Genomic DNA, 19,053 nt, shown 5'->3' on the forward strand with positions numbered 1-19,053 from the left:
ACACCATGACCACCGACGCCACCCACCTGCCCCGCTCCGCCCTGCTGTTCCTGGCCCGCCGCCCTGGACTGGAGACCGCCGCCATGCGCCTGCGCCCCTTCCGGCGGCTGGCCTCGCGCTTCATCGCCGGAGAGACGCTGGAAGAGGCCGTGGACGCCGTGAAGGCGCTGTCCGCGCGCGGGCTCATGGCGTCGTTCGACCACCTCAACGAGGCCGTCCAGACGCCCGAGGAGACGCGGGAGGAGGTGCGCCAGTACCAGCGGCTGCTGGCCCGCATCGACGCGGTGGGCGTGCGGGCCAACGTGTCGCTGAAGCTCACCCAGTGCGGGCTGCTGTTCGATGAAGCCCTGGCCCTGGAGAACGCGCGCACGGTGGTGGCCGAGGCCGCGGCCCGCGACTCCTTCGTGCGCATCGACATGGAGGACAGCTCGGTGACGCAGGTGACGCTGGACATCGTGCGACAGCTGCGCGCGGAGTTCGGCGAGCCCCATGTCGGCGCCGTGTTGCAAAGCGCCTTGCGGCGCACGGAGCAGGACGCGAAGGCACTGTGCGCACAGCGCATCCGCATCCGTCTCTGCAAGGGTGCCTATCTGGAGAAGCCCGACGTGGCCTTCCCAGACAAGCGGGACGTGGATGCCAGCTTCGTCCGCACCATGCGGGTGCTGCTGGACAGCGGCATGTATCACGGCATCGCCACGCACGATGAACGGATGATTGAAGCGACACTGGACCACGCGGCGAAGCGCGGACTGCCGCGCGGCGCCTTCGAGTTCCAGATGCTGTACGGCATCCGCAGGGACTTGCAGGAGCGACTCGTGAGGGAGGGTCACCCGGTACGCATCTACGTGCCATACGGACGGCACTGGTACCCGTACTTCATGCGCCGGCTGGCCGAGCGCCCCGCCAATCTGGCCTTCCTGCTGCGCAACCTGGTACGTGGGTAGGAAGCAGTACGCGCCCCCCCCGCCTGGCGCGCGGGGCCGCCGCGAGGCCCGCATGCGGGTGAAACATGCGGATGAAACACCAGACCGCGCCCCCCTCGGGAACCCCGCGCGGAGGACCAACGCCAATCGAGAATGGCCGGCCCGCATGGACAGTCATGTCCGGGCAACCCCATACCGGGAGTGGTTCGCGCGCCGCGGCATTCCCTGTTCATGCCCCATGTCTTGTCGCATGGCGTCGATGCGTCGCGAGCGGGCGGCTGCCCCCTCCTCCGCCATCCGCGGGGCCCGTGGACGGCCCGCCGCTCCGGGTGCTCCTGGAGGGACACGCCGCGGGAGGCGTCCCTAGCTTTCCCGCATGGCGCTGCCCATCGAAGCCCATGCCCTCATTGGAGACACGCACAGCGCCGCGCTGGTGGCGAATGACGGCGCCGTCGACTGGCTGTGCTGGCCGCGCTTCGACTCGGACGCGTGCTTCGCGGCGCTGCTGGGTGAGCCGCGGCATGGCTTCTGGCGCATCGCCCCCACCGTGCCCGTGCGGCGCGTCCACCGCCGCTACGTGCGCGACACGCTGGTACTGGAGACGGAGTTCCACACCGACGCCGGCACCGTGCGCCTGTGCGACTTCATGCCGCTGCGCGAGGACACGCCGCAGTTGATTCGCATCGTGGAGGCCCGCACCGGACAGGTGCCGCTCCACCTGGAGTTCGCCCCCTGCTTCGGCTACGGCGACCGCACGCCCTGGGCCCGCCTGATTCCGGGCGGCGTCAGCACCAAGGCCGGCCCGGACGCGCTCTACCTGTCCACGGAGCTGCCGCTGCGTCTGGAGCACAGCCATGTGCTCGCGGACTTCGCCGTGCCGGAAGGGCAGCGCCTGGCCTTCGTCCTGTCCTGGCATCCTTCGCACCTGCCTCCGCCCCGGCAGCCGCCGGACCCCTTCCTCACGCGCGCGGACACGGAGCGGTGGTGGCGCGCCTGGGCGCGCCGCTGCATCCATGAGAGCCCCTGGCGCGCGCAGGTGCTGCGCTCGCTCATCACCCTCAAGGCGCTCACCTACTCCCCCACCGGCGGCGTGGTCGCCGCGCCCACCACGTCCCTGCCGGAGCGGATGGGCGGCGTGCGCAACTGGGACTACCGCTACTGCTGGCTGCGGGATGCCACGCTGACGCTGCTGACCCTGCTGGACGCCGGCTACACCCAGGAAGCCCAGGCCTGGCGGGACTGGCTGCTGCGCGCGGTGGCTGGCGAGCCCGACGAGCTCCAAATCCTCTACGGCGTGGCCGGAGAGCGCCGCGTCACCGAGCTGGAGCTGCCGTGGCTGCCGGGCTTCGCGAGCTCGCGCCCGGTGCGCATCGGCAACGCCGCCGTGGGCCAGTTCCAGTTGGACGTCTTCGGCGAGATTGCCGACTGCCTCTACCACGCGCTCCGTCACGGCGTCTGCTCGGACGCCGAGGCCTGGGACGTGAGCGTGCACCTGCTGCGCTTCGTGGAGCGCCACTGGGACCAGCCCGACGAGGGCATCTGGGAGGTGCGCGGCGGGCGACAGCAGTTCACCCACTCCAAGGTCATGGCCTGGGTGGCCATGGACCGGATGGTGAAGACGGCGGACCTGCGCGGCATGCGCGGCGCGCAGGTGGAGCACTGGAAGGCGCTGCGAGCGCAGATGCACGCGGACATCTGCGCGCGAGGCTACGACGCGCGCCGCAACACCTTCACCCAGGCCTTTGGCAGCCAGGCCCTGGACGCCAGCCTGCTGTTGATTCCCATGGTGGGATTCCTCCCACCCGACGACGTCCGCGTGCGCGGCACCGTGGAGGCCATCCGCCGCGAGCTGTGCCACGACGGCCTGGTGCGCCGCTACCACACGCACGAGACGCGGGACGGCCTCCCTCCGGGCGAAGGCGTCTTCCTGGCGTGCAGCTTCTGGCTGGCGGACGCGCTGGCGCTGATGGGCCGCGAGGACGAGGCGCGCGCGCTGTTCGAGCGCCTGCTGGGCCTGTGCAACGACGTGGGCCTGCTGTCCGAGGAATACGACCCGGTGGCCCACAAGATGGTGGGCAACTTCCCGCAGGCCTTCAGCCACCTCGCGCTGGTGGGCACCGCGCTGAACCTGTCGCGCGAGGGCGGCCCCGTTCAGCAGCGGAGCCACTGACGGCGGCGGCGGCGGCCCGGGCCCTTGGCTGGAAGTGAAGCAGGCCCCGGCACGCTGTGGGAGCAGCGTCCCACCTCGTCCGAGGCCCCTGATGCACCACACGCACGTCCACGTCCTCGAGGGACGCGGCGGAGCGGAGACTAGAAGTAGCCGCCGATGGTGGAGGCGACGCTGAAGTTCACCTCCACGTCATTGCCCAGGCCGAAGGCCAGGCGCGGGCCACCGCCCACGAAGAAGTGCGGCGTCACGTGGAAGAGGAAGGGCGCGTAGCCTTCCAGGATGACGGTGACGTCGGCGGGGAGCGCCGAGTTGGCGAAGGGCAGGATGTCGTCGCCGATGTACAGCGACACCTGGCCCTTGGGCCACACGGAGATGCGGTCGGAGAGCGGGATGTTGTAGCCGACGCGCGCGTTCAGGCCGAAGGCGGCAATCGTGTCACCGCTGCCGAAGAGCGCGCGGACCTGGAGGCCGCTACCGACGGACAGGTTCTTCTTGAGGAAGTAGTCCGCGCCGGGCTCCAGGAAGATGTAGCCGACGCCGCTGCCCTGCGTGGAGTAACCCAGGCTCGCGGAGGCATCCGTGCTGATGACGAACTGCCCCTCCGAACCGAAGCTCCCCGACGACTCCTGAGCGCCAGCGCTCACCGACACCATGACGCCCGCCACTGCGGCCAGGTTCTTCCAGTTGTTTGCCTTCATGAGACGTCCCTCCGTTGCGTAGGCCCGGCGCACATGTCCGGGCGCTCGGCGCCCACTTCTAACCAATGGGCGCGGAGGAACATCATTTATTTCGTCATGGTTGTGAACAGTCGCGTCGATGTCATGCGTGGATCAGCCGCGTGACAGAGAGCCCACCACGATTCATCCAGCAGATGTGTACGGGCCAGCACCACTGGCGGTGGCCCATTCTCGCGAGGCGAGAAACCGCGGCACGCACTGCGGCCTACCGCATCCGCGACACGCAGCAGGTCACGAGTCCCAGGACAGCGTGTACTCGCTGTCCAGCAGGGACGTCTGTCCGCCGCGCACCTGGATGTCCTGGGCGCCCACGGCCAGCAGCGCGCCTTCGAGCATGCCCTCGTTGTAGGCCACGGGGGTGAAGATGCGGCGCATGTGGATGCGGCCTGAGCGCGGGCCCGTCCACGCCACCTGCAGCTCTCCGAAGTTGATGGCCATGCGGTAGGCCTCGGGGAGCATCTCCACGAGGCGCTTGGGCTCGCCGCCCACCTGCTGCCGGACCTCGGCGCCGAACATGGAGTTGATGAAGGCCAGCGTGCCCTGGACGCCGAGCTGCCGCATGGCCTCCTCGACGCCGCCGAGCTGCGGTGCCAGCAGCCGGGCCGCGGAGAAGAACACGCGCATGAAGGGCGGGACGGGGTAGAGCTCGGTGGTGTCCAGGTCGGCGGGGTAGTCACCGCCCTGCTGGATGGGAGCCACCGCCTGCTCACCGCCGAGGAAACGCACGGTGTCGAGGACGGCCGCGAAGTGCATGCCGCGAATGCCCTCGGACGCCTCCACGAGCGCGAGCCGCGAGCTCAGCTCGCGCTCCACATCCTCTGGCGTGTCCCACTTGCCGCGCTCCATGCTGACCTCCCGTCGGAGAACGCGCGGGATGCTGGCACAGCTTGGCCGCCCGCGCGAACTCCGGGCAGCCTCGGTGCGGAGCGTCCCACCTGTCACGTCCGGTGCGCGACGTGGCTCAGGGTGCGGGCTCGACGGCCGGCTCGGCCGCTTCACGGCGCAGGCGCGCTTCGAAGACGAAGGTGCCGAAGGGAAGCAGCGAGGCGAAGACGCCGCCCACCACGCGCACGAAGGACCAGCGGTAGGTGATGGCCGCCTCCATGAGCGCGAAGAGGTAGAGCACGAAGAGCAGGCCGTGGACCCAGCCGGTGAACTTCACGGCCTGCGGCATGCCCGCGGCGTACTTCAAGGGCATGGCGATGAAGAAGAGCGCGATGACGGACAGGCCCTCCGCGAGGGCCACTGCACGGAAACGTCCAAGAGGGGTCTTCAGCATGAGGTTCTCCCCCGCCTGTTTCCCACTCCCGGCCGCGGTGGTCCATGAGTCATGGTGACGCAGGGGTGCTGCCTGGTTGCTTGCTCAGGCTCGAGTCCTGGCGCGCCGGCCGTCAGTGCGCGGGCAGCGCTTGGAAGGTGATGCCATCCAGGTCCAGCCGGCGCACGGCCTCCATGAAGCGCTCCGTGCCGACAATCATCGTGGAGAAGTTCCCGACCCGGAACAGGTCCAGGCCCGTGGGGAGGGAGGCCGCGTCGAGAATGGGCGCATCCGGCCGCGTCAGGCCGAAGCGGCCACAGGTCACGCACGGTGGCGGCTCATCAGGCGGGATGCAGTCCGGATGCAGCCTGCCGTGGGGCTCAATCTGTAGCTCCAGCAATTCTGGCGGGTCTTTCTGCCGGAAACGAAGCTGCGTCGGGCAGGCCAGGAGTCCTTGTACGCCCTCCGAATGCAACCGCGACAGGGCGTCGCGCTGCACGAGCAGCTTCTGCCCCCATACCCAGGCAATGGGACCGAATACGCCCGTGGCACGCCCGACCAAGGGACCGAAGCCCGTACCGGGCGGCAATTCGGCACCTGGAGGAACCAGAGGCCGGACCAACTCACGGAGACGCGCGAATTCAGGGAAGGGCTCGGGCCTGGGACGCGCGAACTCGTGGCGCTCCGGTAGTTGAGCCAGGTCGACGCACGGATACTCGTGTCCCGTATGGGCCCATGTCTCGCCGCAAGTGCCGCAGCTCACGCCGGGGAGCGACAGCTTGTGCCAGGCGTTGATCTCCCCTCCGTACTTTGCCGCCGCGGCCTTGTCCTCGTGCATCCAGAAGAAACGGCTCATCCGTCCTCACACTCCCGGGCGCGAATAGTAGGGCTGAATCGGACCGCCCATGAGTTGGAAGCGATGTATGAGTTCCCCCGCGAACCTGTAGATGTCCGTGGGACTGGCGCCCGGCTTTGCCGCCTTGAAGTCGCGCCAGGCCTGGTTCCACGCGCCACCGCGTCCGTCTCCACCGTGAATACGCCGATGGACGTCACGCGGAATCGGCATGGTGTAGTCGTGGATCTTGACGCCTCGGATTCCGAACCACATCGAGAGGTCTTCTGCCTGGGGAAAGATGTGATGCTTTTCCCAGCGCCCGGGCGTGAGCTGGCGTGACGGAGGGATGATCCGCTCGGGCGCGCCATTCCAGTTGGGGAAGACCATGACGGCCCCACGAGGAAGATGGTGCCCACCTCCCCAATGCCTCCGAGGCCCTCTGCCGGGCGTGGCGGCCGCAGCAGGCGGACGCGCAGGAGGAAAGCGCGCCAGCGACACCGCACCGGGCATGTCCTCACAGAGGTAGAAGCCACATGCGTCCCCCTGGCACAGGAGTGCGACGCACCTGTCTTCATCGGGCGAGCGACACTCCTTCTCCGCGTCAGCCCCTCCACTTTGGAGCGGTGCATTCGAGGCGGAGGCGCAACCGCCCCAGAACAAGGCAAGCACCAGAAGCCATACGCACAGGAAGGGTCGCACAGCCTGTCAGTATAGTTCTGGGCGCTCCCAATCCCTTTCTTGAGCGCCATCCTCGGGGAGACACGCTCCCTTCACCCCCGCCACGACGGCAGCGCCACACCGTAGCGCGCCAGGTCCTCTGGGGTGTTCACGTTCGCCAGGGACCGGAGTGACGGATCCACCGCGCGCAGCACGGCCTCGGCCAACAGCCGCGTGCGCACTCCGGACAACAGCTCCCGCATCGACGGATCCGTCGCCAGTGTCGTCCCCCACGCTGGTGCCAGCGCCGACCGGTACGCCGCGAGCAACGGCTCCAGCCTGCCCCGCGCCTCGAAGCACACCGCGTCCACGCCGTCATCCCGCGCGCCCAGCAAGACCCGCAGGACCTCCGTCGTGATGAACGGCATGTCGCACGCCACCGCCACCACCCAGGGCGTGCGCGCGGCCACCAGCGCCGCGTGGACACCGCCAGGCGCTCCCTTGCCTGGCACCACGTCCGCCACCGTGCGCAACCCGAAGCGCGCGTAGGGCCCGGGCACGTTCGCCACCAGCAAGACGTCCTCGAAGCACGGGGCCAGCGCCAGGAGCCGCTCCAGCACCGTGCGCCCCTCCACTTCCAACAGCCCCTTGGGCACGCCAGACAGGCGCCGGCCCTGCCCTCCCGCGAGGATGGCCAGCGTCACCTCCGGGAACTCCGTGCGGATCCGCTCCATGCTCGTGCCCCGTTCGCGCGCCTGCCGCGGCCACTTTATCTGTCCGCCCACGCACGCCCCCAGACGAAGTGGCCCTTGCCCCCGTGGACACAGCGGGCGCTCCACGACATAGGCTGCGGCGCTTCCATGCCCCTCACGCCCCTCGACTCCGCCCGGCAAGCCGCGCTCGACGCCATCGCCCCGGCGGTACCTGAGCGCGTGCCGCTCCTCGATGCCCAGGGCCGGTTCCTCGCCACCCCCGTCACGGCTTCCCGCTCGCTGCCCGGCTGTGACAACTCCGCCATGGACGGCTGGGCCGTGCACGCCGAGGAGACCCAGAGCGCCTCCCGTGACCGGCCCGCGCGCCTGCGCGTCACCAGCACGGTCTGCGCCGGCACCCTCCCCTCCACGCCCCTCCGGCCCGGAGAAGCCGCGCGCGTCTTCACCGGCGCGCCCCTGCCCCCCGGCGCAGACGCCATCGTCCGCCAGGAGGCCGCACGCGCCGCCGAGGACGGCGCCTGCGTGGACGTCTTCATCACCGTGCCGCCCGGCAACGACATCCGCCGCACCGGAGAGGAAGTCCTCACCGGCCCCCCCCTCTTCGACGCGGGCCAACGCGTGGGCGCCGCCGTGCTCGGCGTGCTCGCGTCCATGGGCGCCACGGACGTCTGGGTGCGCCCCGCGCCGCGCGTCGCCGTGCTCGCCACCGGCGATGAGCTCGTCCCTCCTGGCACGCCGGCCCTGCCCCATCAGGTGTACGAGAGCAACCTCGTCCTCGTGGCCGCGCTCGCCCGCGAGGCCGGCGCGGATGTCCGCCAGCTCGACCGCGCCCGCGATGACGAGAGCGCCCTGCGCGATGCACTCTCGCGACTGGCCCCGCAGGTGGATGTCCTCATCACCACCGGAGGCGCCTCCGTGGGCGACAAGGACCTGGTGAAACGCGTGCTCGCCGCGCTCGGCGCCCGCTTCTTCGTGGACGGCGTCGCGCTCAAGCCCGGCAAGCCCGTGGCCGTGGCCCGGCTGGGTGACACCGCCGTCGTCGTGCTGCCCGGCAATCCCGGCGCGGCCACCGTGGCGTTCGACCAGTTCGCGCGCCCGCTCCTGCTCAAGCACCAAGGTGTGCTGGAGACGCGCCGCCGCGTCCGCGCCCACCTCTCCGAAGCACGCCGCAAGCAGGCGGGCCTCACCTACCTCATCACCACCACCCTGGAAGCCCGGGACGGCCTTGCGCCGCGCGCCGTGCTCCGCCCCCAGGGCGCCGGGCAGATCCTCCAGAACGTCCACGGCGAGGGCTGGGCCCTCCTCCCACCGGGCCGCGCGGACTTCGCCGAAGACGACCTCGTCGACGTCGAGCTCTTCGACCGGCCCTCCTTCACCTCCGTGGGCGCACTGGCATGAGCCGCGTACCCGCGCTCAGCGTGGTGGGCTGGTCCGGCGCCGGCAAGACGACGCTGCTCACCCGGCTCGTTCCCGAGCTCGCCGCGCGAGGCCTGCGCGTGGCCGTGGTGAAGCACTCCTCCGACGCCCATCCGCTGCACCGGCCCGGCAGCGACACCGCTCGCTACCAGGACGCGGGCGCCGTGCTCACCGGCTTCACCACGCCCGCGGGCATCCAGCTCACGACGGACACCGCCCTCTCGGACGCGCTTCCATCGCTGCTCGAGCGCTCCGCGGGCGCCGTGGAGTTGGTGCTCGTCGAAGGCTGGAAGGACGGCCCCCTCCCCAAGCTGGAGGTCTGGCGGGAGGGTCTGGGCCCGCCGCTGGCGCCCTCGCGCCCGGAGGTCCTCGCGGTGCTCTCCTCCGAGCCCGCACTCCCCACGGACTTCCCACCCGGCCTGCGCGTGCTGCACCCCGACGACGTGCGCGCCGTGGCGGACCTCATCCTGGCCCACCTGCGCCCGAGCCGCCCCGCGCCCCTGCCCCCCGTGGATGCGCGCGGCGTCACGCGCCGCTTCGTCCAGCGGTGGAACGGCGCCACGCTGCTCCCGGCCCAGGAGGACGACATCGCGGTGGAGGAGCCTCTGGAGATTCGCGTCAGCGGAGACTCGGTGGCCACCACCATGCGCACGCCAGGACATGACCGCGAGTTGGCCACCGGCTTCCTCTTCGCCGAGGGCATCCTCCAGAGCGTGGACGACCTGGGCGGGCTGGCACACTGCGGACGGCCCGGCGAGGAGGGCTTCGGCAACGTCATCGAAGTCACCCCCGCCCCCGGCGCCTTCCTCGACGTGGAGCGCGTGAGCACCGCCCGCAGGGGCACCCTCACCACCTCCGCCTGCGGCGTGTGCGGCCGGCGCAGCGTGGATGACCTGCTCGCCGTGTGCCCGGCCCTGCCGCCCGGCCCGGTGCTCCACCCCGACGCCGTGGCCCGCGCCACCGAGCGCCTGCGCGACGTGCAGCGCAACTTCGCCCGCACCGGAGGCGTCCACGCCGCCGCCGTGCTCGACGCCGACGGCCACCTCCTGGCCGCCCATGAGGACGTGGGCCGCCACAACGCCGTGGACAAGGTGGTCGGGACGCTGGTGCTGGCCGGCACCGTGCGGGGCCCCCGGGCCCCCCGCCTCCCGCTGACGCGTCAGCCCGCAGTGCTCGCCGTCAGTGGACGCGTCAGCTTTGAGATCGTGCAGAAAGCCGCCATGGCCCGCATTCCCATCGTCGCGGGCGTCTCCGCCGCCAGCTCCCTCGCAGTGGATCTGGCCCTGCGTTCGGGCATGACGCTGGCCGCGTTCGCCCGGAACGAGCGCTTCAACGTCTACACCGGGCTCGAACGCCTGTCGCAGGTGTAACCTCTTGAAACCCCAGGCATCCTTCCAGGGCGCCCCCCGGCGACTGGCATCAGCCGTGCCTTCGCGTCAGAGCGGCACCGTAAATGCAAAGAAACCGTGACGAAGGAAACGCGGGGAGCCGCGGTGAAGCACAATGTGTTGGCGGCGCTCGGTGAACTCGAACCTGGGTAGGGCGATCGCAAGATTTCACCTGCGGTCACGTCTTAGTGACGCGGCAGGGGTTGCACCTCGCCGCGATATCAGGCAAAACTGGTTTCCTTCCGACTTGAACATTTATAGCCTCAACGGCGACCTCTGCTTCAACTGCACGAAAGTGAGCAGAGGGGGGTGGACACGATGAGCGGCGCAACGGCAAGTGCGGCGGTGGTCGGTGCTCCTGGGTCGGCCAACGCTCAGGGACAAGCAATTGAAGAGGTGCAGGGGCCGCCCAAGCTGGCCCCAGGGTTCGCGGCGAAGCTGAACCTCACGGTGGACCTCGTGCTGCTGTCGTCGGTGCTGGTGGGCTCGGCGTGGCTGAGCGGCGAGCTGTCGGCGGAGTCCGGTTGGAAGGTGTCTGGGCTGGTGCTCGCGGCGTGGGTGGTGTGGATTGTGACGGGCACCGCGCTGTGCCTGTACGACTCGCGCTTCGCCGAGCGCAGCAAGCTGGACCACGTGGCGCTGGTGTCGGTGACGACGCTGGCGGTGGTGACGGTGCTGACGCTGGGCAGCGTGGCGATGCCGGCGGTGGTGACGTCGCCGGTGGTGGGCCCGCTGCTGTTCATCTTCTGGCCGGTGACGCTGCTCCTGCGCCTGTTCGTCTTCCGCCCGGTGGCCTCGCAGGAGCGCCCCATGGACGCGGTGCTCATCGTGGGCACGGGCGCCATGGGCCGCTACACCGGTGAGGACCTGGCCAACCGGGGCCGCCGGCAGATTCTGGGCTACGTGCGCTTCCACGACGACAACGGCTCCGTGGGAGAGCTGCCCGGCCCGGTCATGGGTTCGGTGGACGACCTGGAGCACATCCTCCGCAACACCGCGGTGGATGAGGTGTACATCGCCGGCAACACGCTGAAGCAGGGCGAGTCCATGCAGGCGGCCATCAAGCTGGCCGAGCGCTTCGGCGTGCCCTTCGCGCTGCCCGCGCACAGCTTCCGCCTGGACCGCGCCCGCCCGGTGGAGCGCCGCGCGGTGGCGGACGGCTTCCTGCACTTCGCGGCGGTGAGCCCCAAGCCGCACCAGATGGCGATGAAGCGCCTGTTCGACATCTGCGTGTCCGCTGCGGCGCTATGGGCGCTGCTGCCGCTGCTGGGCATGGTGGCGCTGGCGGTGAAGTTCACCTCCAAGGGCCCCATCTTCTTCAAGCAGCTGCGCGTGGGGCAGAACGGCAAGCCCTTCTACATGCTGAAGTTCCGCTCCATGGTGGTGAACGCCGAGGAGCTGAAGGAGAAGCTGGCCGCGCTCAACGAGCAGACGGGCCCCGTCTTCAAGATGAAGCACGACCCGCGCATCACCGGCATCGGCCGCTTCATCCGCAAGTTCTCGATTGATGAGCTGCCCCAGTTCATCAACGTGCTGCGCGGGGAGATGAGCATCGTCGGGCCGCGCCCGCCGGTGCCCACCGAGGTGGCCAAGTACGAGACGTGGCAGCGCCGCCGCCTGTCGGTGCGTCCTGGACTCACCTGCATCTGGCAGGTGTCAGGACGGAACCAGATCTCCTTCGAGGAGTGGATGTACCTGGACATGCAGTACATCGACCACTGGAGCCTGACGAGCGACCTGCGCCTGCTGCTGCAGACGGTGCCGGTGGTGCTCACGGGCCGCGGCGCCAGCTAGCAAGCCTTCAGGCAACCCAACCTTTGCGGGGGCGGCATTGACGTGCCGCCCCCGCTCGTTTTCTATGCACCCGGGCAGTCCTGGCCGGCGCCGGGTCCGCACGCTCCCACCGTGAACAGTCCCAGCCATTCCATTTCGCAGGACGCGGGCGAGCGCGAGCGCTCGCATGAGGCGATGGGCGCGGTGCGCAACGGGCTCCAACTCGGTGGCTCGCTGCTGGCCACGTACGCCATCGCCATGGGCGTGCGCTTCCTGCTGCCAGCCCACCTGGGACCGGAGAGCTTCGGGCGCTTCAACTACGCCGACAGCTTCTCCGCCGTCTTCTTCATCGCCACCCACCTGGGCCTGGAGATGTACATCCGCAAGGAGGTGTCGCGCCGGCCCGAGCACGCCAGCGACTTCTTCGGCAGCACGCTGCTGCTGCGGCTGGGCCTCACCGCGGCGCTGATGGGCGCCATGGCGCTGGTGATGGCCCACTTCGATGAGCCGCCCGAGGTGCGCCAGCTCGTCTACGTCTTCGCGCTGGCCCAGTCGCTCATCATCATCAACGCCTCCGTGGCCGCGCTGCTGCACGCCAAGGGCAAGGTGGCGGGGCTGTCCGTCTCCAACATCGTCACCAAGCTGGTGTGGGGCGGAGGCCTGCTGGCCGTCGCCGTGGCGGGCCTCCCGCTGCCGTGGCTGGCGGTGCCGCTGGTGGCGTCGGAAGCCGTGAAGCTGGGCGTGGGCTGGTACCTGGCCCGCGAGCACATGGGCCTCACCTTCAAGGTGGACGTGCCGGCCACGCTGAAGGTGCTCAAGGCCAGCCTGCCCTTCTTCATCACCGGCGCGGCGCTGGCGGCCAACGGGCGCCTGGACGTGATGATTCTGGGCATGGTCTCCAGCCACGAAGAGGTGGGCTGGTACGGCGCGGCGTGGAACATCGCGGGCCTCACCTTCTTCCTCAACCCGGTGTTCGGCTGGGTGCTGATGCCGCTGGCGTCCCGCGCGGCCGAGCGCTCCGAGGCGGAGCTGACGAACCTGACGCGCCGCTCGCTGGAGGGCACGCTGGCCGTCACCGTGCCCATGATGATGCTCATTGTCCTGGGCGCCCCGCTGTGGGTGGGGCTGATGGGCGGCGCGTTCTCCGAATCCGCCATGCCGCTGCGGCTGATGTCGCCGCTGTTCGTGCTGGCCTTCGTGACGATGAACGCCGGCCTGTGGCTGACCATGACGAACCGCGAGTGGTGGGTGACCATCACCAGCGTCATTGGCAGCGTGGTGCTGATCCCCCTCCTCAACCTGCTGCTGATTCCGCTGATGCTTTCGGCGCTGGGCAACGGCGGCGGCGCGGCGGGCACGGCGCTGTCCATGCTGCTCATGGAAATCTGCGTCACCATCAGCCTGCTGGGGCGCATGGGCAAGGCGGCCTTCGACGCGCGCTTGGTGTCCATGATGGCCAAGACGGCCGTCATCTGCGCGGCCATCGCCGTGCTGGACCAGACGCTGCTGGCCTTCCTGAACCCGTGGGTGCGCATCACCGTGGAGGCCGTGCTGTACATCGTCGCGGTGCTGGCCACCGGCGCGGTGCGCCCCGGCGAGGTGCTCCAGGTGGTGCGCATCGCCCGCCGCCGTGGAAACCCCGCGCCCGAGGCCGCGCCCACCCCGTGAGGAGAGTTCCGCCGCTCATGCCGTCCACGCACCGCCAGCCGCCTTCCGCCCCGCGCCATCCCTGGCGCTCGTTCGCCTGCGCCGCGCTGCTGCTGCTGCTGGCGCCCGCTTGCCGGGGCCTGGGCAAGTACACCTGGGTGGATGACTACCAGGAGAAGCCGCCCCCGGTGGACTCGGCGTACCGCATCGCCGCGGGTGACCTGCTCAACATCCGCGTGTGGAACCAGGAGTCGCTCACCACGCAGGCCCGCGTGCGCGAGGACGGCCGCATCAGCCTGCTCTTCCTGGACGACGTGGAGGCCGCCGGCCACACGCCGGCCATGCTGTCGCAGCAAATCCAGACGCGGCTGAAGGACTACATCAACCACCCCGTCGTCACCGTCGCGCTGGAGATGGCGCGCCCCATCAAGGTGACCATGGTGGGCGAGGTCAACCGCATCGGTCCGCTGGAAATCGACCCGGGCGCCAGCCTGCTGCAGGCCCTGGCCGGCGCGGGCGGCTTCACCGAGTACGCCCACAAGGACCGCATCTTCGTCATGCGCCAGGAAGAGGGCGCCGCGCCCGAGCGCATCCGCTTCCGCTACGACGACCTCATCCACGCCGAGGGGCGCGCGCCCACCTTCCGCCTGCGCCCCGGTGACGTGGTGGTGGTGGAATAACCCGTGCTGGGGACGGTCCTCACCGTCGCGTTGCTGGAGGTGTCCTCCGCCTCCGTCAGCTACGCCACGGCCGCGCGCGTCGATTCGCGCCTGCGCTCCAACGAGGCCCCCGCCCCCGAGGCCCCCCGTGTCGCGGGCGACACCGACGTCACCCCGCTCCTGGGCCTGGAGATTCGCGACGGCAACGCCGCGCTCCAGGTGGAGTACACCCCGCGCATCAGCCTGCGCGAAGTCACCGCCCGCGCGCGCACCGAAATCCAGCACATGGGCCGCCTGGCCGGCCTGTGGCGCCCCGAGCGCGGCCTGTCCCTGCGCCTGTCGGAGGAGCTGGTGCTGGGCAGCGTCAACCTCCTCACCACGGACCTGGGCTCCCTGCCCGGCGGCACACCGGGCACGGACCCCGACGGGCCGCAGCGGCCTCCCGGAAGCGGCGGGCCCCTGCAGCCCCTGCCCCAGGCGGACACCGTCTACTTCCTCTCCTCCGCGACGACGCTGACGGCGGACACCGGCTGGCTGGGGCGGCGGTGGAACCTCACCGGCTCCGGCGGCTTCTCCATCAGCGGCGGCCTGGACGGGCCCGCCCGCGAAGCGGTGCCCATGCAGTATGGCCCGCGCGCGGACGTGTCCCTCAGCCATGCGCTGTCACCCCTGAGCGCCATCACCACCTCCGTGGCCTTCAACTCTGCGCGCTTCTCCACCGGGGCGAACAACACCATCGTCACGCTGCGGGAGGCCTGGGGGCACCGGGTGGACAGGCGCACCTCCCTGGAAGCCGGAGCGGGCGTGAGCGTGGTGCACACCATCCCCGTGCCCCCCGGCGAAGGCGAGCCCGAGCCCGGCCCGCTGGACGCGCCCCGGACGGAGCTGCTCCCCAACCTGAATGTCGGGGTGAGCCACCGGATTCCCTCGCGCACCGCGGACTTCAACGGCCGGGCGGACCTGCGGCTCGTCCCCTTCACGGACCGGCTCACGGCGCGCGTCTACCCTCGGGCGGACCTGACGCTGACGGGGACCTGGGCCCTGGGGCCCCGCGTGCGCGTGTCCGCCATTGGCGGCGGCGCCGCGGCCGTGGGCGGAAGTAGTGGGGACACCATCCTTTCCGGAGGCTTCACTGGTTCCTGGATTCTCACACGGTGGGTGTCCGTGGATACCGACCTCCGCGGGACGTGGAGCCGCTCGCCCGAACTGCCGGCGGCCCGGCTGACGTGGGCCGCGACGCTGGGCCTCTCCGTGCGGCAAACTGGTATTCTCTGAGGGCTGGCGCCATGGCGAAGCTCATCTTGATGTCCGTCCTCATCCTCACCATCGCCCTGCCAGCCAAGGCGGCGAGGGATCCGCATCCGATGCGGGGGCTGAAGAAGGCCATCCTCTGGTTCGTCCTCTTCAACGCGGCATACACGTATGGCGTCCTCGTCTGGGTGCCACGGCTCGGGTTCGGCTGAGCGAGTTTCAGAAAGGTTGACGACGGATGGAGTCCGACCTGCACACGGTCCTCTTGGTGGAGGACGCCCCCTTCTTCCGGAAGATGCTGGGCGACTACCTGCGGGACATGGGGTTCAAGGAGGTCGTGGAGCTGCCCAGTGGCCGCGCCGCGCTCAAGCACCTGGAGACGGCCGCGCGTCCCGACCTCGTGTGTCTGGACCTGACGCTGCCGGACATCTCCGGCTATGACCTCTGCGAGCACATCCGCCGCTCGGCGACGATGGCGGACGTGCCCGTGCTGGTGGTGAGCGCCCGGGACTTGCCGGAGGACAAGGCGCACGCCGAGGAGGCCGGCGCCAACGGCTACCTGGGCAAGCCCTTCACCCAGGAGGAGTTCACCCGACGGGTGCAATCGCTCCTCAAGAGCACTGGGGCCAGGAGGGCGCCGTGACGGTCCCCGCGCCCGGGGCTCCCGGGCCGCGCCCCCAGTTGGTGCCGCCGCGGCCCGCGTTCACTCCGGAGCGCCCGGAGACGAACGCGCCCGCGGACCTCATCGACTGGGGCTTCGCCATCGACGCGGTCTTCTTCTTGAAGAACGCGGTAATGCGGCACTGGTTCCTCGCCCTGATGGTGATGGGCGCGGTGTCCGCCATGGCGGTGGGCGTCAGCAAAATCATGCCGCGCAAGTACCGCGTGGAGACGCGGATGCTGACGCAGCGCAACTTCATCATCTCCTCGCTGGCCAACCCCGGGCGCTCCATCCCCGTGGACGCGGACCAGCCCACGCGCGCCGCGTGGGAGATGGTGATGAAGCACGACAACCTCAAGTCCATCGTCGCGCAGGCGAAGCTGGTGGAGTACTGGGAGCTGCAGCGCTCGCCGCTGAACCGGCTGAAGGAGAAGGTGCTGCGCAAGCCGCCGGTGGCCATGTCGGACGACGACAAGCGCGACGCGCTCACCGCCATGCTGGAGCAGGCGATGATTGTCGGCGTGGAGGGCGGCACGGGCACCGTCTCCATCGGCGTGGAGTGGACCGACCCGCAGCTTGCGCTCAACATCGTGCAGGCCGCGCAGCAGAACTTCCTCGACATGCGCCAGGCGGCGGAGATGGGCGCGGTGCAGGAGGCCATCACCATCCTGGAGAAGCAGGTGGTGGAGGAGGCCGCGGGCATCCAGCAGGCCATTGGCCAGCTCAACGCGGCGGTGAAGCGCGTGGAGGCCCGGCAGAAGAAGGAGGAGGAGAAGAAGGGACGGCGGGGCGGTGCCGCGGCCGCGGCCAACGCCGCGCTGGGCATCAACACCGACCACCTGCTGGCGCAGATGCGCTTCATGATTCAGACGAAGCGCCGGGCCATTGGCGACGTGGAGGACTTCCGCTCGCGGCGGCTGACGGAGCTGCGCAACCAGCTGTCCGAGCAGCGCGTCATCTATTCGCCGCAGCACCCCATCATCACCGACCTGGAGCAGCGCATCTCCTCGCTCCAGGAGGATTCGCCGCAGTTGATTGCGCTGCGCTCGGAGATGACGGAGCTCATCAACGAGTACGTGCGCAACGGCGGTGACCCAGGTGAGCTGGAGTCCGGGCTGGCGACGGTGGCCATGGGCGGCGCGACGTTCGGCGGGCCGGCCACGTCGGATGACCCGGAGGTGTCGGTGGCGGCGGACCGGGTGCGCATGCTGGTGATGCGGCACCAGGAGAAGATGCGGCGGTTGGACCAGGCGCGCACGGAGCTGGAGATTTCCCGCGCGTCCATGAAGCACCGCTTCAGCGTGCTGTCGCCGCCCACCTTCCCGGAGCGGCCGTCCAAGCCGAAGGTGAAGCTCATCGTCGCCGCGGGCGTGGTGGGCGGAATCGGCATGGGCATCTTCGCGGCGCTGGCGCTGGACATCATCCGCCGGCGCATTCTGGAGAAGTGGCAGGTCGAGCGGATTCTGAAGCTACCCGTGCTGGCGGAGCTGGAGCGGCGCTGAACAGCGCGCTCGGGGGTGCATGTCGTGACATCGTGGACGTGGCTGGACGTGGCGCTGTGCGTGGCGCAGCTTCCCGTGGCGGTGGCGTGTGGCTATCTGCTGACGCTGACGCTGCTCTCCTATCGGCCCCAGCCGCCGACGACGCGCATCGGGCCGCGGAAGTTCGACATCATCATCCCCGCGCACAACGAGGAGCTGGGCATCGCCCGGACGGTGAAGAACCTGTCCGAGGTCGACTACCCGGCGCACCTGCGGCGCATCATCGTGGTGGCGGACAACTGTTCTGACGCGACGGCGCAGAAGGCGCGCGAGGCCGGCGCCTTCGTCCTGGAGCGGCAGGACACGACGAAGCGGGGCAAGGGCTACGCGCTGGCCCACGCCTTCGAGTTCAGCCAGCAGGACGGCTTCGCCGAGGCGGTGGTGGTGGTGGACGCGGACACGGTGGTGTCGCCCAACCTGCTGACCGCCTTCGCGAAGCGCATCGAGGGTGTCGAGGGTTCGAAGGCCGGAGCCGAAGGGGCGCACGCCATGCAGGCGCACTACGGGGTGATGAACCCCACGGCGTCCTGGCGCACGCGGTTGATGACCATTGCCCTGGGCATGTTCCACAAGGTGCGCTCACAGGGCCGCGAGGCCCTGGGCGTGTCGTGCGGCCTGCGCGGCAACGGCATGTGCTTCACGCACCACGCGCTGGCCCAGGTGCCGCATGACGCCTTCAGCGTGGTGGAGGACCTGGAGTACGGCATCCGCCTGGCCCACAACGGCTTCCGCGTGCACTACGTCTGGGAGGCGGAGGTGCTGGGGGAGATGGTGTCCGGCGAGAAGCAGAGCCGCTCGCAGCGCCAGCGCTGGGAGGGTGGCCGCGCGCAGATGCGCAAGCTGCACGGGTGGCCGCTGCTGAAGGACGGCCTCCGGAAGAGGGACGGCACGCTGTTGGACATCGCCATGGACGTGCTGGTGCCGCCGCTGAGCCAGTTGGTGCTGGCGGCGGTGGGTTGCGCGGTGATGGCCGGGGCGTTCGCCTGGTGGTCCCACAACCCGATGCCATGGGCGCTGGGCGTGGCGGGCTTCAGCGTGGCCAGCCTGGGGGCGTATGTCCTGCGCGGCTGGTGGGTGTCTGGCGTGGGCATTCGCGGCCTGCTGGACCTGGCCTGGGCGCCTGTCTACGTGGTGTGGAAGGTGTGGCTCATGCTGCGCGGCCCCGGCGCGGAGAAGCGCGGTGAGTGGGTGCGGACCTCGCGTGAGGGCGAGAACCGGTAGCGGGCCGTGTGCACAGAACTCAAGTTGGACTTGAGTTTCGTGCATGGGAACGGCGCGGCGCGGGCAGCCAGAGCGGGCGCATTCTCACGTCAGACCTAGTGGGCATTCAGAGTGCGGCCCAACGCCCCTAAGACGCCGTGCCACCAACTGCGCTACGTAGAAATTGAGGGGTGGCTCTACCCCTGCCGACTACCTATGCAGGG

General features: G+C 70.0%; 18 protein-coding genes. 12 read left to right on the plus strand and 6 right to left on the minus strand.

The annotated features are described in order from the left end of the window. Nucleotides 1–5 precede the first annotated feature (5 nt). Together FMP39_RS03110 and FMP39_RS03115 are read left to right on the plus strand one after the other, a co-directional pair. Nucleotides 6–944: a proline dehydrogenase family protein gene (locus FMP39_RS03110; RefSeq protein ID WP_141588531.1), complete on the plus strand. Its 939-nt coding sequence runs from the start codon at nucleotides 6–8 to the stop codon at nucleotides 942–944. Nucleotides 945–1,299: 355 nt separating this feature from the next. Next, nucleotides 1,300–3,093, plus strand: a complete 1,794-nt coding sequence (locus FMP39_RS03115) for a glycoside hydrolase family 15 protein (RefSeq protein ID WP_141588532.1) — start codon at nucleotides 1,300–1,302, stop codon at nucleotides 3,091–3,093. 140 nt (nucleotides 3,094–3,233) lie between these two features. On the opposite strand, the gene FMP39_RS03120 is transcribed toward FMP39_RS03115, so the two are convergent. The 6 genes from FMP39_RS03120 to FMP39_RS03145 form a co-directional block, all read right to left on the minus strand. Beyond that, complete coding sequence (locus tag FMP39_RS03120; protein ID WP_171445032.1) at nucleotides 3,234–3,791, minus strand: hypothetical protein; 558 nt, start codon at nucleotides 3,789–3,791, stop codon at nucleotides 3,234–3,236. A 270-nt stretch (nucleotides 3,792–4,061) separates the two neighbouring features. Next, nucleotides 4,062–4,676, minus strand: coding sequence for a DUF2378 family protein (locus FMP39_RS03125; protein ID WP_216612114.1), 615 nt, complete (start codon nucleotides 4,674–4,676; stop codon nucleotides 4,062–4,064). Between the two features lie 115 nt (nucleotides 4,677–4,791). Beyond that, nucleotides 4,792–5,109: a DUF3817 domain-containing protein gene (locus tag FMP39_RS03130; protein WP_140870138.1), complete on the minus strand. Its 318-nt coding sequence runs from the start codon at nucleotides 5,107–5,109 to the stop codon at nucleotides 4,792–4,794. Between the two features lie 112 nt (nucleotides 5,110–5,221). Next, nucleotides 5,222–5,944: a double-CXXCG motif protein gene (locus FMP39_RS03135; protein WP_141588535.1), complete on the minus strand. Its 723-nt coding sequence runs from the start codon at nucleotides 5,942–5,944 to the stop codon at nucleotides 5,222–5,224. Nucleotides 5,945–5,950: 6 nt separating this feature from the next. Next, entirely contained in the window at nucleotides 5,951–6,622 is a 672-nt protein-coding gene (locus tag FMP39_RS03140; protein ID WP_141588536.1) for a TIGR02269 family lipoprotein, read from the minus strand. A gap of 71 nt (nucleotides 6,623–6,693) precedes the next feature. Beyond that, on the minus strand, nucleotides 6,694–7,314 hold the full coding sequence (locus FMP39_RS03145; protein WP_141588537.1) for a molybdenum cofactor guanylyltransferase: 621 nt from the start codon (nucleotides 7,312–7,314) through the stop codon (nucleotides 6,694–6,696). A gap of 126 nt (nucleotides 7,315–7,440) precedes the next feature. Between FMP39_RS03145 and glp the strand changes: the two genes are divergently transcribed. From glp to epsU, 10 genes are all read left to right on the plus strand, one after another. Continuing rightward, nucleotides 7,441–8,691 carry a gephyrin-like molybdotransferase Glp gene (glp, locus tag FMP39_RS03150; RefSeq protein ID WP_141588538.1) on the plus strand — a complete coding sequence of 417 codons (1,251 nt, stop codon included), beginning with the start codon at nucleotides 7,441–7,443 and terminating at the stop codon, nucleotides 8,689–8,691. Then, nucleotides 8,586–10,079, plus strand: coding sequence for a formate dehydrogenase accessory sulfurtransferase FdhD (gene fdhD, locus FMP39_RS03155; protein ID WP_368667056.1), 1,494 nt, complete (start codon nucleotides 8,586–8,588; stop codon nucleotides 10,077–10,079). The genes glp and fdhD overlap by 106 nt, the downstream gene beginning before the upstream one ends. A 327-nt stretch (nucleotides 10,080–10,406) precedes the next feature. Further along, nucleotides 10,407–11,891 carry an exopolysaccharide biosynthesis polyisoprenyl-phosphate hexose-1-phosphate transferase EpsZ gene (gene epsZ / locus FMP39_RS03160; protein WP_141588540.1) on the plus strand — a complete coding sequence of 495 codons (1,485 nt, stop codon included), beginning with the start codon at nucleotides 10,407–10,409 and terminating at the stop codon, nucleotides 11,889–11,891. A gap of 111 nt (nucleotides 11,892–12,002) precedes the next feature. Next, nucleotides 12,003–13,538 carry an exopolysaccharide biosynthesis flippase gene (wzx, locus tag FMP39_RS03165; protein WP_141588541.1) on the plus strand — a complete coding sequence of 512 codons (1,536 nt, stop codon included), beginning with the start codon at nucleotides 12,003–12,005 and terminating at the stop codon, nucleotides 13,536–13,538. Nucleotides 13,539–13,555: 17 nt separating this feature from the next. Next, nucleotides 13,556–14,197 carry an exopolysaccharide export protein EpsY gene (gene epsY, locus FMP39_RS03170; RefSeq protein ID WP_194858217.1) on the plus strand — a complete coding sequence of 214 codons (642 nt, stop codon included), beginning with the start codon at nucleotides 13,556–13,558 and terminating at the stop codon, nucleotides 14,195–14,197. Nucleotides 14,198–14,200: 3 nt separating this feature from the next. Then, a complete protein-coding gene (epsX, locus tag FMP39_RS03175; protein WP_141588543.1) occupies nucleotides 14,201–15,451 on the plus strand; it encodes an exopolysaccharide export protein EpsX in 1,251 nt (416 codons plus the stop codon). Between the two features lie 11 nt (nucleotides 15,452–15,462). Beyond that, nucleotides 15,463–15,639: a hypothetical protein gene (locus FMP39_RS37315; RefSeq protein ID WP_011557330.1), complete on the plus strand. Its 177-nt coding sequence runs from the start codon at nucleotides 15,463–15,465 to the stop codon at nucleotides 15,637–15,639. Between the two features lie 26 nt (nucleotides 15,640–15,665). Then, nucleotides 15,666–16,070, plus strand: a complete 405-nt coding sequence (gene epsW / locus FMP39_RS03180) for an exopolysaccharide biosynthesis response regulator EpsW (protein ID WP_090491206.1) — start codon at nucleotides 15,666–15,668, stop codon at nucleotides 16,068–16,070. Then, nucleotides 16,067–17,590: a PCP family exopolysaccharide biosynthesis protein EpsV gene (epsV, locus tag FMP39_RS03185; RefSeq protein ID WP_141588544.1), complete on the plus strand. Its 1,524-nt coding sequence runs from the start codon at nucleotides 16,067–16,069 to the stop codon at nucleotides 17,588–17,590. The genes epsW and epsV overlap by 4 nt, the downstream gene beginning before the upstream one ends. Nucleotides 17,591–17,605: 15 nt before the next feature. Beyond that, nucleotides 17,606–18,850, plus strand: coding sequence for an exopolysaccharide biosynthesis GT2 family glycosyltransferase EpsU (gene epsU, locus FMP39_RS03190; protein ID WP_141588545.1), 1,245 nt, complete (start codon nucleotides 17,606–17,608; stop codon nucleotides 18,848–18,850). The last annotated feature ends 203 nt before the right edge of the window (nucleotides 18,851–19,053 follow it).

Origin of the sequence: Myxococcus sp. AB056, assembly GCF_006547365.1 — a bacterium.
Lineage (GTDB): Bacteria > Myxococcota > Myxococcia > Myxococcales > Myxococcaceae > Myxococcus > Myxococcus virescens.